The sequence below is a fragment of the Pseudomonadota bacterium genome (assembly GCA_039024915.1).
GTDB lineage: Bacteria > Pseudomonadota > Alphaproteobacteria > Rhizobiales > MH13 > MH13.
Window position 1 is genome coordinate 61792 of record JBCCPK010000008.1, and the last position, 14378, is coordinate 76169.

The 14378-nt window shown below is 59.4% G+C and carries 12 protein-coding genes; 5 read left to right on the forward strand and 7 right to left on the reverse strand.

The annotated features are described in order from the left end of the window. Positions 1-183 precede the first annotated feature (183 nt). Positions 184-930 (reverse strand): HAD-IA family hydrolase, encoded by a 747-nt coding sequence (locus AAF739_15790; GenBank protein MEM6384134.1) that lies wholly within the window; start codon positions 928-930, stop codon positions 184-186. Between the two features lie 106 nt (positions 931-1036). On the opposite strand from AAF739_15790, the gene AAF739_15795 reads away from it, so the two are divergent. Both AAF739_15795 and AAF739_15800 read left to right on the forward strand, forming a co-directional pair. Further along, positions 1037-1198, forward strand: a complete 162-nt coding sequence (locus AAF739_15795; protein MEM6384135.1) for a hypothetical protein — start codon at positions 1037-1039, stop codon at positions 1196-1198. 170 nt (positions 1199-1368) lie between these two features. After that, complete coding sequence (locus AAF739_15800) at positions 1369-2685, forward strand: mechanosensitive ion channel domain-containing protein (GenBank protein MEM6384136.1); 1317 nt, start codon at positions 1369-1371, stop codon at positions 2683-2685. A 145-nt stretch (positions 2686-2830) separates the two neighbouring features. On the opposite strand, the gene AAF739_15805 is transcribed toward AAF739_15800, so the two are convergent. Further along, positions 2831-3484, reverse strand: coding sequence for a CerR family C-terminal domain-containing protein (locus AAF739_15805; GenBank protein MEM6384137.1), 654 nt, complete (start codon positions 3482-3484; stop codon positions 2831-2833). 323 nt (positions 3485-3807) lie between these two features. On the opposite strand from AAF739_15805, the gene AAF739_15810 reads away from it, so the two are divergent. Continuing rightward, positions 3808-4995: an efflux RND transporter periplasmic adaptor subunit gene (locus AAF739_15810; GenBank protein MEM6384138.1), complete on the forward strand. Its 1188-nt coding sequence runs from the start codon at positions 3808-3810 to the stop codon at positions 4993-4995. 1 nt (position 4996) lies between these two features. Further along, positions 4997-8260: an efflux RND transporter permease subunit gene (locus tag AAF739_15815; GenBank protein MEM6384139.1), complete on the forward strand. Its 3264-nt coding sequence runs from the start codon at positions 4997-4999 to the stop codon at positions 8258-8260. Positions 8261-8285: 25 nt separating this feature from the next. Here the strand turns inward: AAF739_15815 and AAF739_15820 are convergent, their stop codons facing one another. The 5 genes from AAF739_15820 to AAF739_15840 all read right to left on the reverse strand — a co-directional run bounded on the left by AAF739_15820 (position 8286) and on the right by AAF739_15840 (position 13141). Continuing rightward, complete coding sequence (locus tag AAF739_15820) at positions 8286-9569, reverse strand: FGGY-family carbohydrate kinase (GenBank protein MEM6384140.1); 1284 nt, start codon at positions 9567-9569, stop codon at positions 8286-8288. Beyond that, entirely contained in the window at positions 9556-10530 is a 975-nt protein-coding gene (locus AAF739_15825; GenBank protein MEM6384141.1) for a class II aldolase/adducin family protein, read from the reverse strand. The genes AAF739_15820 and AAF739_15825 overlap by 14 nt, the downstream gene beginning before the upstream one ends. 3 nt (positions 10531-10533) lie before the next feature. Beyond that, positions 10534-11391 carry a TIGR01459 family HAD-type hydrolase gene (locus tag AAF739_15830; protein ID MEM6384142.1) on the reverse strand — a complete coding sequence of 286 codons (858 nt, stop codon included), beginning with the start codon at positions 11389-11391 and terminating at the stop codon, positions 10534-10536. A 32-nt stretch (positions 11392-11423) separates the two neighbouring features. After that, the gene (locus AAF739_15835) at positions 11424-12356 is read right to left on the reverse strand and encodes an N-acyl homoserine lactonase family protein (GenBank protein MEM6384143.1); all 933 of its coding nucleotides are present in this window, start codon (positions 12354-12356) and stop codon (positions 11424-11426) included. Between the two features lie 110 nt (positions 12357-12466). After that, a complete protein-coding gene (locus AAF739_15840) occupies positions 12467-13141 on the reverse strand; it encodes a GntR family transcriptional regulator (protein MEM6384144.1) in 675 nt (224 codons plus the stop codon). A 142-nt stretch (positions 13142-13283) separates the two neighbouring features. Between AAF739_15840 and ugpC the strand changes: the two genes are divergently transcribed. Then, positions 13284-14363 (forward strand): sn-glycerol-3-phosphate ABC transporter ATP-binding protein UgpC, encoded by a 1080-nt coding sequence (gene ugpC, locus AAF739_15845; GenBank protein ID MEM6384145.1) that lies wholly within the window; start codon positions 13284-13286, stop codon positions 14361-14363. The last annotated feature ends 15 nt before the right edge of the window (positions 14364-14378 follow it).

Here is a 14378-nt window from a genome sequence, read left to right on the forward strand (position 1 = left end):
CCCGCTTAAGGACTTTCCCCTGTTCGCAGTCGTTGGAGCCGGCCTGCCGGTTTCGGCAAACGATCGGTCAGCCTCACAGAAAGGCTGCATCACCACCTGCTTGGTCGCACAACGAGCTTCTTCGCCATCGTTTCCTGCGACCATCAAGCAAAGTTCAACCAAAAGCGGCAACTGCGCAGCCGCCTATGCCGCCGGCTTTCTCGACTGTTCTCCGTGCCAAATCCGCAAGGCGTCAAGCGCGGTGGTGCCGATACCCAAGCCGTCCAGATTGGCCATGCGAGCGCCAGCGGCATCGCAATGCTGGTCCGTTGTCAGCGCCCCGGGCGTATGAATAACGGGGATGCCCGCTCGAACGGCGGCCATGGCACTGGCCGGTGTGTCCTCAATGGCGACGCAGCCGGTGGGGTCTGCGTCGAGCCGGGATACTGCCAGCCGGTAGAGTTCAGGGTCCGGTTTGGCATTACGCGCATCCGCACCGCTGACGATGAGCGCAAACATATCGGCTTTGAGGCCGACTGCGCCTTCAATGGCGGCATCGATGACCCGTCGGTCGGTGCCTGAGACCAATCCAACAGGGATGCCGACCCGGTTCGCCTGCTCAATGAGGTTCAGAACCCCCGGGCGAAGCTCGACACCGGCAAGCAATCGATTGATGAAGTTGGACGTCTTGGCTTCATAGATCGCTTCGACCCGCTGCTCGGAGGCGTCGTCGCCGCTCGCTTCGAGCTCTGCTGCGATCCGGTTGCGACCACCTGGCGCCTGCAGCCGTTGCCGATAGGCGTCCTCGTTCCAGAAGACGTCAACTTTGAAAGAGCGAAAGGCCATGTTGAAAGCCTCCCGCTGAAAGTGCGACGACTCAATGAGCGTGCCGATTGAGCCGAACATGAGAGCCTGAAGGGACGAGGACGGAAACGCGGTGCTGGCGGTCATGGTGTTACTCCTGGTGCTGGATCACATACGCGCCTGCGCCAAACTGGTTTGGCAAAACCGCACAATGACGACTGATCGCCGCACCAACGGCTGGTGAAGGAAGCAGATGTCTTTCGATCAGCAGCCGGCCGAAACCCAGCTCTGGAGGGCTGCGATCGGCCATATTGACCGATCTGACGAAGCGGCGTTCAGTATGGCCGCTGCGTTTGCTCGTTTGAACATCGCGCCGCTGCCGTCCGATTTTTCACGAGACAAGCCAGACGCTTAATCCATGTCCCCGTTTCTTGCACCGCCTCAACCTGTTTTACGTGAGCGGGCCTGTCAGCCCTGGCGTCCTGGTAAAGCGGTTTGGCGCTTTGTGACGCCATGGTAGGGTGGCATGCCCGGCTGTTGCTAGCAGTCTTGTTGCTGGCGGCCCCGGTAATCGCCGCGACCTGTATGCCCAGCTTTGCGCAGGACGGTTCGACGGATACGACAACCCCGATCGCCGTCGAAAACAGCAGCACATCAGACACTGATCTGCGCGACCGCCTGAGGGCGATTTTCTCGGAGATCGACGAACTTGGAAGCGTCCGGCCTTCGGTCAGCGAAGGTGTGGTCGTGCTTCGAGGCGATGCACCCAACGATAATGCCGCGCAGCGGGCCATATCGCTGGCCGAGCGGTTGGAGGGCGTTGTCGCTGTCGAAGATGACATTGATCGCACCCTCAGCATCGAAGACAATCTCAACCCTCTTCTTGAACGATACCAAGGAGTTCTTGATGCCTTTGTGCGCGGCTGGCCACTGTATGCGGTTGCGCTTGCTGCCTTTTTGATCGTTGCAACACTAGGCTACGCCTTGTCCTCCTGGACAAGGCTTTGGGACGCCATCGCGCCAAACCTGTTCATCGCACGACTGCTCTCGCAGACAGTTCTGATTTTGGGTTTTCTGCTGGGCCTGTTGCTCGCGCTCAGTATTCTGGACGCAATGGCGCTGTTTGGCGCGGCGGCTGGTGGCGCGGGCTTGATTGGCCTTGCGGTCGGGTTCGCCGTTCGCGACACCATCGAAAACTATATCGCCAGCGTCATGTTGAGCCTGCGGCAACCCTTTCGCGCCAACGATTTTGTCGCAATCAACGATCTCGAGGGGATCGTGGTCCGGCTGACCTCGCGCGCGACCATTCTCAGGACCCTCGACGGCAACCATTTGCGCATTCCCAACGCCCAGGTCTTCAAGGGCATCATCCTCAACTACACACGCAATCCGCAGCGTCGCTTTGACTTTGAGCTGGGGATCGATACGAACAATGATCCGCTGGAAGCCATCGGAAAGGCCGAGGCGACACTCCTGGAGCTGTCGTTCGTTCTCGCCCATCCCGCGCCGCTGGCTGGCATCCAGAAGGTTGGCGATTCAAGCATTGTCATCTGGTTTGCCGCCTGGATTGACCAGCGTGAAACGGATTTTCTCAAGGCGCGCAGCGGCGCAATCAACGCTGTCAAACGGACACTCGAAACTGCGGGCTTCAGCTTCCCTGAACCGATCTACCGCCTTCGCATCGATGGCGCTGGTGATGGCGCCATCATCATGCAGCAGGCTGCAGCCCCTGACCCGGAACCGATTGGACGGTCGACGCTGAAAGAGGAGCGCCCGGCAGCCATTATGAACCTCGAGGATCTGGACGTCTCGCCGGAAACCGATGTTCAAAAACAGGTCGAACAAGAGCGCGCCGAAGGCAATCAGGAAGATCTCCTGAACGATGAGAGGCCGATCGAGTGACCTCCAGCCGCACCCTTTGGAAAGGCGGTTTCTTTGCCCGCCGCTGCACTTTGACAGTTGCTTTACAGCCAAAGCGTTAGCCCTACGGCGCTGGAAGCGAGCGGTGGCCATGCCAGGCAGCTAAGCTGACCTCTGACATCCGCACTTATTGATGGTGGAGCCAGAAAGCGTCCGCGATGGTGTGCGACTTGTCCTCGGTATAGTTCTCCCACTCAAGAGCCATCAGAACCAGCGGGCGGGCAAGGTTCAGAAAGACGCTCTGGGCGACGAGGTTGACCGCCCGAAGGCGGACCATTTCGCTTTCAGGGTCTTCGCCGGTCATACGCGCAACCAGTGTTCGCATAAGGGTGAACTGCAAGCTGAAAACATTCTCGTAGAACAGCTCTGTCGGCTTTCCACCTTGGATGAGCTCACGTTGGATGTAGCGCGACTTGATGTCGGCGTCCGGCCCTCTGGTTGATCGGATGAAAGACGCACGCATGATTTCCCGCACCGTTGCGCGCGCCTCTTCGGCCGTCATGGTTGCGATCTTTTCCGGTGTCAGATGCTGCAAGACCTCGCCGGGACCCTCGTTCCGGAAGGTACAGGCGAGATGGCCGATCGCAGCATAGCGCAAGCCTTCCTTGCCACCGAAATGATAGTTGATGGCGGCAAGATTGACACCAGCCTCGTTGATCAGGTCGCGAACTGTTGTGTTGTCATAACCCTTCTCGCCAAACAGCTTCATGGCTGCCTCCAAAAGGGCCAGCTTGGTCGCCTCGGTACGGCTGTCCTGATTTCGCTCGGTGCCGGTCGTCATAGGCCCGTCCATAGGGCTTTGCGGCGCAAATGAGAAGGGTGAGCCGCAGGAATCCCGATCGGATCTTCAATCGATTTGTCAGTCTTGCCAAAATTTAATACATACGTTTGAAACAATTGTGCTATAGCATTTATCCATCGGCCTAGGACTTCCTTCCAGTGCAGGACAGCCGGCTCGTTCGACAAGGCTGAACAGTCTGTTCACCCCCGTTTCGGGCTGCGCAGTGCTGAGATTGTAGGCACTGCCACAATCTGGCTAATCCAGTGGCGGACTGCGGCGTAAGTGAACAGTTGTTTGAATAAGGGAGACCGGCTTTGGCTTTCATGTGGCGCGCAATCAAGGAAGTGTTCTGGCTAGCTGTGGCTGTTGCTATTGTTGCTGGGGGCTGGTTCGGCTTTCAGTTTCTGGCAGAAAACCGCACCGTGGTTGAAGCAGCGCCCATCGAGCGCAGCGTCCCAACCGTTGAGGCAGCACCCCTGCAAGCGGCGAACGGTATCCCGATCGCAGCCGACGGCTTCATCAGCGCCAGCCGCCTGCTCGACATCGCCGGGGAAACTGGCGGGCGCATCGTCGAGTTGCACCCCGCTATCGATGCGCGGGGCGCTTTCGAGAAGGGCGACATCCTTTTCCGCCTTGATGACCGCAACGCACGCGCCAACCTGGCGCAAGTCGTGGCAACGATCGAAAGCTCGACCGCCCAACTGAACCTGGTGATTACCCAGCTCGAGCGTGCCTATGAACTGCGTGACGGCGGTATCATCGCGCAAGATCAACTTGATCAGCTGCTTAGCCGCGAACAGGAATTGGAAGCGTCGCTTCGTAGCCTCTATGCCAATCGGGAAGCTGCCGAAATCGCGTTGGCAAACACCGTTGTCGAAGCCCCTTTCGATGGCCGTGTACTGTCAAAGCAGGCCGAGTTGGGTGCGGTGATTGCGCAAGGTGCGCCGGTCGCACAGATTTATTCAGCGGACGCACTTGAAGTCACGGTCGACATCCGTGAGCGCGAAGCTGCACTGATCGCAAACCTGTTCTCGAACCCAACAGCAAGGGCGTCAGTCGAAACCGAGTTTGCCGGGCAGGACTACCAGTGGAGCGCGCAGATCGCGCGGGTTGATCGGCAGATCGATGCCCAGACCCGGACGCTTTCGGTCACGCTTGCGCTCGATGACCCCGCCGCAGGCAAGCCTGCAAGTGGCGGTGCAGGGCCCGCCTTACCGGCTTTGATCAACGCATTTGTCAGCGTTGAAATTCAGGCCGACGTCCCCGATGACACCTTTGTCGTCGATGTAACGGCAGTCCGCAACGATGAGGCAGTTTGGATACTAGATGGCGGATCGCTTCGGGTTGAGCCGATCACGGTGCTGCATCGTGCTGGCGACAAGGCCTTCATCACCGGCCCCAACCTGGCTGCTACCGCTATGCTCGTCACCAGCCCGCTGTCGAGCGTCAGTGATGGCATGACGGTCAGTGCAGCTTCGCCGCCGCCTGCCACCGTACAGGTTGGGGGCTGACATGAACGGCGCACTCAAATGGATGGCCGAGCATCCCGTTGCGGGCAACATGATCATGATCATCGTCCTGCTGGCTGGGATCGCCTCAGCGCTTTCGATCCGCCAGACCACCTTCCCGGAATTCGATCTCGATACTGTTTCGATCAGCATGCCCTATCAGGGTGCTGCGCCTGAAGAGGTAACCCAATCCATCATCCGACCCATCGAAGAACAGCTGGCCAGCATCGACGGTATTGATGAGATCAACGCGACCGCCAGCGAGGGCCGCGGCTCGCTTTCGGTCAGCTTTCTTGCCGGCGAAGACGTCATGGAGAAGCTCGACGAGATCAAGACCGAGATCGACCGCATTACCGTCTTCCCAGAAGACGCCGACGAGCCCACGATTGTGCGCTCAACCAATACAACGCGCGTCATGGAGATCGCTGTCCACGGTCAGGCAACTTTGCGGACACTCGTTGAGCAGGCCGAGCGGCTCAAGGATGAGCTAACCTTGCTCGATGCGATTTCCTTCGTGGAGACGCAAAATATTCCCGATCGCGAAATCGCGATAACCATCGAACGGAACACGCTGGCCGCCTACGGTCTGACGTTGCAAGATGTTGCGCAGACGATCGGGGCGAACTCGCTTGAACTACCCGGTGGCGACGTCGACTCAGCGAGCTTGTCGGTGCCCATCCGGACGCTGGGACGAAACTTCACCGCGCAGGAATTTGCCGACATCGTTCTCCGAACCAGCGAGACCGGTGCGCAAGTTCGCGTTGGCGATATTGCCACCGTTACCGATGGCTTTGAAGACGATGATCTGGTCCAGCGCTACGCGGGTGATACAGCGGTAACCGTCAACGTTTTCAGGGTCGGCGACGAGCAGGTGCTTGATGTCGCCGAAGCGGTGCGGACCTATGTTGACGGCACCTTTCGCGCGTCGCTGCCTGCTGGCGTGAGCATTACGCTCTGGCAGGACGAGAGCGTCGTTTTGCAATCGCGGCTCGATCTTCTGATCAAGAATGCCTTCACCGGTCTGGTTCTGGTCATCATCTGCCTCGCGCTGTTCCTCGACATTCGCCTGGCGTTCTGGTGCGCGGTCAACATCAGCATCGCCTTTGCCGGCACCTTTGTGGTGATGAGCGCCTTGGATGTGTCGGTGAACATGATCTCGCTGTTTGGCTTTATCCTTGCCATCGGGATCGTCGTCGACAACGCGATCGTCATCTCCGAGAACATCTTCAAGAACGGCGAGAAGGGCGAAACACCTCAGGCAGCAGCTGTGGTCGGGGTCCAGCGGGTTGCGGTCCCGGTTGTTTTTTCTGCGCTGACCACAATCGTGGCCTTCACGCCCTTGTTGCAGATGCCCGCACCGCTTGGCAGCTTTCTCGTCGACATCCCGATCATCGTCATGATCGTGCTGACCCTTTCCCTTCTTCAATCGCTGTTCGTGTTGCCCAACAATCTGTCGAAGATGCGGGTCGATTCGGACTATCGCGCTCCTCTGGCGTTCAGGCCGATCGGCTGGGTTAGAGGCGTCATTGATGGGGCGCTGCAATGGTTTATCCGCTATCCGCTGACGGCGATGCTGCGCTTCGTTACCAAGCGTTTCCTGGTCCCTATTGCCGGTGTGATCGCAGCGATGATCATGACTGTCGGCCTGGTGGCTCATGGCTATGTGAAGTTTGAGTTCTTTCCCGCGATCGACGGTGAGTACGTCATCGCAAACGTCGACCTCGTCGATGGGACAAGCCTCGAGCGCACAGGTTCGGTCGCCGAGACAATCCGTCTCGCTGCTGAGCGCGCCGCCGCGCGCATGGAAGATGAACGCGGCATGGAGCAGCAGATCATTGTTGATGTGAACACGGTTCTGGGGCGCAGTGCTGGGGGTGGCGGGCCCTTCGCATCAGCGGCATCGGTGAACTCGTCGCTGGCGAACATCACGGTCCAGATTCTGCCACCCGAAGAGCGTGCGTGGCCAACGGCAGCGTTCGAAGCGCAGTGGCTGCAAGAGATCGGCACCATCGCTGGGCTGACCTCCCTCACCGTTACATCGTCACTGGTGGATGCGGGCAGCGCCATCGCGCTGGAACTGTCGGTGCCCGACGGCGGCGATATCACACCTGTGGTGGCGGACGTCCGTGCACAACTCGAAGCGATACCCGGCGTCTTCGGCATTCAGGATGACGCAACGGCGGGCCGGCTCGAATACACGTTGGCACTTCGCGACGAAGCCCGACTTTACGGGATCACGCGCAATGACTTGGCAACGCAGATTCGCGGCGGCTTCTTCGGCATCGAAGCAACGCGGGTGCAGCGCGGTAGCGACGATGTGCAGGTATCCGTACGCTATGCGGCTCAAGACCGCCAAAGCGTCGTTGATCTGCTCGACACGGACATTCGGACCCCAGCGGGCGACCTTATTCCCCTTTCGGTGGTTGCAGAACTTCGCGAGGGCGTCGCCGCAACCCAGATAAGCCGCCGAAACGGACGTACCATCACGACCATCACCGCGGACGTCGATACCACGGTCATCACGGCGCAAGAGGCGAACGAGATCATCCGCACCGATCTGCTGCCCGTGCTAACCGAGACCTATGGCGGGCTGATCGTCGACTTCGGGGGCGAACAGCGGACGCAAGGCGAAGCGCAAGCCGCTCTCAGCCAGGCATCGATCTTGGCCTTATTGATCATCTTTGCGCTGCTGGCCTTGATCTTCCGATCCTACATCCAGCCGCTTGTGGTGATGATCGCAATCCCGCTTGGGCTGATTGGAGCAATCGTCGGGCACTATGTCGTTGGTGTGTCGCTCGGCCTGCTGTCAATCTTCGGTATCATCGGTCTTGCGGGGGTCGTGATCAATAATTCGCTGGTTATGATCGATTTGTACAATGAGTACCTTGATAAAGGGATGGATACGCGAACCGCCGTCATTGAAGGCACGAAGGATCGCTTCAGGCCCATTTTGCTGACCTCCATCACCACCTTCCTGGGCATCTATCCACTGATTATGGAAACGAGCCTGCAGGCACAGTTCCTTATTCCGCTGGCCGTTTCGGTAGGATTTGGCGTCCTGTTCGGCACGGTGATCATCGTGCTGGCGGTTCCCGCTGTCTTCATCGCTCAATCGCGGTTGTTCTTCACCTACAAGAGCAAGGCGCAGGTTGCCGGGGACGACACAACAAGCAAACCGACGACAGACCTGCCCAAACTGCCATTGGCATCGCGGCATTCCGACAATGACGATCGGATCGCAGCGGAGCTGCCGACAGCAGCTGAGTGATTGCACGCCCTTGTGCGCAGGACGATCAGCCGCTCCCCAAAAGGCACAGTTGGGCAGCGCCGACCGCGGCCTCGCTGTGGCGCGGTTCAACCATCTGCGCATCGACATGCCGAGCGCGGATTGCAGACCAAATCGCATTTTTGGCGCCGCCACCGGCGGTGAACAACCGTTTGGGGGATGGCGCACCTAAGCGGTGGAGCGCGTCATAGCCCTGCTTTTCGATGCGGGCCATCGCCTCAAGCATTCCTTTGAGAAACTCGGCATCATCTAGCGGTCTGGGTTCGAGCTTCGGCTCCAGTTGCGGCTCGTTGACGGGGAAGCGTTCACCCGCCTTGAGCAAGGGATAATAGTGCAGTTGTGACGCCACATCCGGATCGATGCGGGCGCTAAGGTCAGCAAGCTGCTGCCCGGAAAAATGGTGCGCGAGGACGCCTCCGCCCGTGTTGGATGCGCCGCCAGCGAGCCACTTGCCGTTGACCAGATGACTGTAGACGCCGCTTGCGGGGTCATCGACGCGTGCGTCGCTGAGCAACTTGATGGCGAGGGTCGTGCCGAGCGAGGTCACGGCGTCACCGATTTCGGTCGCGCCGCTTGCGAGAAACGCCGCAATGCTATCGGTTGTGCCAGCATGCAGCTTCGTGCCTGCCGCCAGGCCCAAGGCATCTGCGACCGCGTGGCTGAGCTCGCCAATTTCTGCGCCGGGGCGGTGAACGTTTGGGAGCGTTTCGACCGGTACGCCCGCCGTCTCGAACCATGATGGCCAGTCACCAACTGCCGGGTCCCAGCCAAGCTTCAGGGCGTTGTTGTCGTCGGAGCCGAGCGACATGCCAGCCAGCTTCGCGAGCACATAGTCAGCCTGATGCAGCAAATGAACCGCAGATCCGCTTTCATCCATCGCCTGCAGGCGCAGCATGCGCGCAAGGGCCGATGACGGCCCAAGCGTTATCGATCCGGGTTCGGCGTGGCTCGCAATACGCTCAGCTTCGCGATCAAAGCCGCCCGAGTTGTACATCATGGCGGCAGTGACAGGGTTCAAAGTGGCATCAACCAGCACCATCGATCCCGACGTCCCATCGATAGCGATGCGCTCGATCTCGTGCGGGTTGTGTTGGGTCTCGTGAAGCGCGCTTACTTGTGCCTGCACGGCTCGTGCGGCAGCGTCCCACCAGGCATTGGCATCCTCGTTGGAGGTTGGAAGGTGCGCGGCGCGTGCTGTGCTGACAAGCGTTCCGTCTTGATCGAGGACCGCAGTTCGTACGCCAGAGGTTCCGATATCGATGCCCAGAACAAGCATCTCAGCTTGCTTCATTATCGCGCGCCGCAAGCGCCTGGCGGTATTTCTCTGCATCCCAGTTCAGAAGCTCGGCTTCCGCCTCGGCGCCAATCGCTGCGGGGGACCATTCCTCTGGCAACCGCGTCAAAACATCAGAGACGCATTGCGCCATGGCCGCTTGAGCGTCGGTGGCATCGGTGCGGACGGCCAAGCCCTGGTTCTCGATGAGACAGACAGGTGCGCCCTCGGTCGGCGCTTTTGGCAAGCCCGGACCTAGAAAGACCACATGATCAGGATAATACGACCCGCCCGTTGCCAGGGCGAACAGTCGTGCATTTTTTGCCAAAGCGGCATCATCAAGCCAACGAAATCCTGCCGGTGGTTCCGTCGACGCGGGGGCATGCCTGCCTATGACTGGCATTTCAAGTCGCCGCTCGACCTCGTCCATCAGCTCTGCGACGTCCTCAACGGAATCTCCGGCGACGATAAGCCCGTGGTTGCCGAGAAGAACAATCTGGGTGCGTGCATCAATCGCTTCGGCGATCACGTTGGTCAGCGGTCGTCCCGGTTTGCGATAGGGCACCGCGACAAACGGTAACCCTCGGAGCTTCTCATGCGCCGCCTTTTCGCCCTCCGGCCCGATCGTGTGAACGATCGTCGCGACGGAATGGGTGTGAACCACAACGCGCCAAGGGATCAACGCGTGGAAGGTCGTCTCGATGGAAGGTCGCAGACCAGCTGTGGGATCGACAATCGCAGCACGGCACGTGCCGTCGCCCGAGCCCTTCGCCTCGGCGTGAGCGATGGCGTGGTCGACTTCTACGAAAATCGGCTTGTCCAAGGCATCCGCCAACTCGGTGCCCGAAGCCTTGATCCAGAGCGACCGATCCACCTTGATGCTTGTGTTCCCGCCAGGCCCCTGCACACGCAGCGGGTCTTTTCCGCATGCGGCAGAGAGCGCCAGAAACGCATCGGGCAAAGCGGAGATTGGCGACATGGTTCAGGCTCCAGGACTGGCCAGATGGCTGATCATATAGTCGGGCAAGGGAGACGCATGCGCAGCGGCGAGCCGCTCAAGCGCTGCCTGCGCATCGGCGTCAACAAAGGCATCTGCGTGCAGGCCGCCCATCACGAACGCAGTCTGCCAACCAGCACTCGCTCCACCTGCGATGTCGTGTTCGAGCGAGTCTCCCACCATCAATATCTTGGCCGGATCGGTCCCAAGGGCGTCCGTCAGAGCGTCAAAGACCGGGAGGTGAGGCTTTCCATAGAAGGTCACCTCGCCGCCTGCATCCTGGTACGCATGGGCCAAAGCCCCGGGCGACAGCTGGATTGCGCCACCAGCCCTTGGCGACCCCCGGTCCGGGTTGGTGCAATACAGCGGCAGACCGCAAGAGCGCGCCGTTTTAAGGACGCTCGCTTCGGTTGAGCCGTCGCTCCCCTCGGGCAGGCCCATGAGAAGTACGCTGTTGGCTTCCAGAACGTCACCAGCTTCACGGATCGGCAATGGGCCGCGCCATGTTTCGAAGTCACCGGGCTTGGCCGTGATCGGAAAAACCCGGCCCATCACCACCCTTCCCGACTGGCAATCCTGCCAGAACGCTTCGCCAGAGGTCATCACCAAATCGAAAAGCTCAGCCGGCAATCCCATGGCCGCGATACGATCCCGGTTTGCATCAGCGCGCTTGCCCGAGTTCGACAAGACGGCCAGCTTTTTGCCTTGCCGGTGCAGCGTGTGGAGGGCGTCGGCAGCACCCGCATAGGCCGTGCTGCCATTGTGTAGAACACCCCACTGGTCGAAGACCACCGCATCAAGGCGGCCGACAATATCAGCGATCCGATCGGTCAGCTCCGGCATGCCGCGCCCCACAGCTCGTGCTGTTGGATCAATCAGTACTCCGCCATGTCCTTGGGGTCTTTGAGGCTCGCGATATAGCCATCCACCTCCTGCGCGGACATGGCCGGTGCTGCCTTGCCGACGCTGCCCGCAGGCATGTCACCGAAATAGAATTTGTACCCTGGGATGACCTGACGCCGCTTGCGCAGCGGCATGCCCGGATACGGGTATACATCGGAGCGCGCATTCGCCGCCTCATCGTGGCAGGGCAGGACGTAATCCGCCCGCTTGTCGATCTCTTCGACCGACTTCCAACCCTCATAGGAGTTCACGAACCGGGCAGGTACCCAGTAGCGCCATTTTTCCGCTGGGTTTGGTTCGAGATTGCGCTCCACAAAGATGGCATCGCCGACCACGCAGATATCGCCAACGCTTGTCGCGACAGACACCGCCATATGTCCGACCGAGTGCCCCGGCGTGTGGAACATGGTGATGCCCGGCAGCACTTCGCACTCATCTTCGACAGCTTCGAACACGCAGCCTGCATACGCCTGCTCCACGCCGATGTTGGCCTCATAGGTCCGGTAGTACAGTGGAAGCGGATTGTAAGCCATTTCGATCTCGGCCTTGGGCGCAATGTAGCGCGCGTTCTTGAACCGCTTCATGTTCTGCACATGGTCCCAGTGCAGGTGCGTGAAGACGATGGCGTCGATCTCGTCGGGGTGAACCCCAAGCTTCTGTTCCAGATGCTCATGCACCTGCAGGCAGCCGCGCTTCTCGCACTTGTGGTGGTACTTGGTGGCCCGTTCCTCATCGGGCAAACCGGTATCGATCAGGATCTTGTACTCACCGGTATCGACGTAATGGCAGTAGACCGGGTTCCAGTATTTCTTTCCCGCTGGCCCCTTCCAGAAGATGTAGGTGCCGAGATCAGCTTCGAGCCAGCCGGTGTTGATGGGATAGATTTTGGTTTCTACGACGCCCATTGTGTTCCCCTAGGTCTTTTTGTTGGGCATTTTTGTATACACAAATGCTGCTCTGTCCACAGCTGTGTGCCATCTTTCTGCAAAAAAGCTGCGATGCCCAACGTAGGAGACTAGTTGGCAGCGAGCACCTGCATGAAGCTCTCCTCCATATGCTTGCGCATGTAGTCGAAAGCATCGTTGGAGTTCGCTGAGAAGATCTTTTGGAGCAAGACCTCGTGGCTGACAGCTGAAGCGATGAGGTCTTCCTTGGTTGCGAACTTCTTCGCCCGGAAGGGGCCCGAGCGACTGCGAAATTCGCTGGCTATCTGGCGTATATACGGGTTGCCAGTTGCCTCATAGATCTCGAAATGCAGCTCTTCGTTCGCCCGCAGATACCCTACTCTGTCACCTGCTTCGGCAGCGTCGCGGCAACGCGCTTGAGCGGCCTCCAGACGAGATTTTGCCAATAAAGTCAGACGTTGAGCGACAAGCCTCGCACACAAGGCTTCGATCTCGTGCATCGCCTCGAACATTTGCGCAAGCTCTTCGCGGCTGTACTGTGCAACGCGCAGACCGCGCCCTTCGCCCTCCTCAACCACGCCTTGTGCACGCAACCGGCCGAGCGCCTCCCGAACCGGCGTGCGCGATGCGCCAAAACGGGACGCCAACCTTGTCTCGTCAAGCCTTTCGCCGGGTTCGATCTGCCCGGCCGTGATCTCACTTAACAGTGCCTTCTCAATGCGGTCCGCTGTGTTCCGGCGGCCTTTAATTGCCACTCCATTGAGTTTGGAGGCCGGGCTGACCATGCAAATTCTCCTGCGGTTCTGGCTGAGGACCGTACCTCAGACGGTGCAAAGAGGCAATCAGCTCACCAATAGGTACTTTTTTTCTTGCCAATGTATACAAACTATGTGTGAATTGACGAGTTGCAAAAATAAGAAGAGCGGCATGCCTGAAATCCGCCTTGAAAATCTCCGCAAGGACTATGGGTCCGTGACGGTGATCGAAGAACTCAACCTATCCATGGAGGATGGCGAGTTCACGGTCCTGGTCGGCCCGTCCGGCTGCGGGAAGTCAACTACTCTGCGCATGATTGCGGGACTAGAGGCCGTTTCGGATGGCGCGATCCGCATGGGCGAGACAAACGTCACACGGCTTGATCCGAAAGACCGCGACCTTGCGATGGTCTTTCAGGATTACGCGCTTTACCCGCACATGAATGTTCACAAGAACATGTCGTTTGCACTGCGGTTGGCGCGCTATCCGAAGGCGGACATCGATAAACGCGTGAAGGAGGTGGCCGCGACCTTGGGGCTGACCGACTACCTCGACCGCAAGCCCGGTGCGCTGTCGGGTGGCCAGCGGCAGCGGGTTGCTATGGGACGGGCCTTGGTGCGCGATGCATCGACCTTCCTGTTCGATGAGCCCCTGTCCAATCTCGACGCGAAATTGCGCGGGCAGATGCGCGCGGAACTTGGGCTGATGTCCAAGCGTGTTCAGAAGAACATGATCTACGTGACGCATGATCAGATCGAGGCGATGACGCTCGGCGACAAGATCGTTGTGATGCGCGCAGGCGAGATCATGCAGGCCGGTACACCGGAGGAACTGTACCGCCGTCCGGCAAACCGTTTTGTGGCGGGCTTCATCGGCTCGCCCACCATGAATTTCATAGACGTCGAGCTGGTGGATGAGGGTGGCAGTCTGTTCGCCATCGCCCAAGACCTCAAACTGCCGATCGATGAAGCGCGCAGAGGCGCACTCAACGCTCAACCGAGCCGCAAGGTGCACCTGGGCGTCAGGCCCTCGTCATTTGTCCAGAGCGACGAAGACGATGCGATTACGCTGCCCATTATTCTGTCGGAATATGTCGGTGCGCAGTCGGTGCTTATCACCGAGATCGCCGGCCAGACCATCCAACTCGAGATTACGACGCCTGCGCCCGTTCCAGCGGGCGAGACGCGATCGTTCCGGATCAAGGCGGATGAAATTCATCTGTTTGATCCGCAAACCGAAGCGGCGCTCTAAGCCGCCGCGCACGTC

Coding starts and splice junctions, on each gene's coding strand:
- AAF739_15840 (MEM6384144.1), bottom strand. CDS start 13,141: ATGGTCAGCCCGGCCTCCAAACTCAATGGAGTGGCAATTAAAGGCCGC.
- AAF739_15790 (MEM6384134.1), bottom strand. CDS start 930: ATGACCGCCAGCACCGCGTTTCCGTCCTCGTCCCTTCAGGCTCTCATG.
- AAF739_15830 (MEM6384142.1), bottom strand. CDS start 11,391: ATGCCGGAGCTGACCGATCGGATCGCTGATATTGTCGGCCGCCTTGAT.
- ugpC (MEM6384145.1), top strand. CDS start 13,284: ATGCCTGAAATCCGCCTTGAAAATCTCCGCAAGGACTATGGGTCCGTG.
- AAF739_15835 (MEM6384143.1), bottom strand. CDS start 12,356: ATGGGCGTCGTAGAAACCAAAATCTATCCCATCAACACCGGCTGGCTC.
- AAF739_15815 (MEM6384139.1), top strand. CDS start 4,997: ATGAACGGCGCACTCAAATGGATGGCCGAGCATCCCGTTGCGGGCAAC.
- AAF739_15810 (MEM6384138.1), top strand. CDS start 3,808: ATGTGGCGCGCAATCAAGGAAGTGTTCTGGCTAGCTGTGGCTGTTGCT.
- AAF739_15820 (MEM6384140.1), bottom strand. CDS start 9,569: ATGAAGCAAGCTGAGATGCTTGTTCTGGGCATCGATATCGGAACCTCT.
- AAF739_15795 (MEM6384135.1), top strand. CDS start 1,037: ATGTCTTTCGATCAGCAGCCGGCCGAAACCCAGCTCTGGAGGGCTGCG.
- AAF739_15800 (MEM6384136.1), top strand. CDS start 1,369: ATGCCCAGCTTTGCGCAGGACGGTTCGACGGATACGACAACCCCGATC.
- AAF739_15825 (MEM6384141.1), bottom strand. CDS start 10,530: ATGTCGCCAATCTCCGCTTTGCCCGATGCGTTTCTGGCGCTCTCTGCC.
- AAF739_15805 (MEM6384137.1), bottom strand. CDS start 3,484: ATGACGACCGGCACCGAGCGAAATCAGGACAGCCGTACCGAGGCGACC.